Source organism: Sedimentibacter sp. B4, assembly GCF_000309315.1.
Lineage (GTDB): Bacteria > Bacillota > Clostridia > Tissierellales > Sedimentibacteraceae > Sedimentibacter > Sedimentibacter saalensis.
In genome coordinates this window covers 1-232 of sequence record NZ_CANG01000124.1, presented here as the reverse complement: position 1 = coordinate 232, position 232 = coordinate 1, and the positions used below count along the sequence as shown (strand labels likewise).

The window sequence follows — 232 nt, the reverse complement described above, 5'->3', positions numbered from 1 at the left end:
CGATCGATGTCGTCCGGATCGATCGGTTCGAAGCCGAGGCCGGCCGCCTGCTTGAGTGGATCGGAGGTACCGAGCATCCGCACGATGGGGTGGGCGAGGATGGTGTCCGCATTCTCGACGAGGTCCTTGTACATCGCCTCCTTGTGGAAGGAGAACATCGAGAGGACCGCGTGGCTGTTGACTCGCCAACCGGCCCTCTTCGAGACCGTTTCCTGCACGGCGATGAGTTGGA

Annotated in this window: 1 protein-coding gene; it reads right to left on the bottom strand. The window is 62.1% G+C overall.

Translation table 11 applies throughout. The features are described from left to right. Nucleotides 1-232 (bottom strand): hypothetical protein (locus tag BN358_RS26125; RefSeq protein WP_198018374.1); only part of this gene is annotated, 232 nt, incomplete at both ends.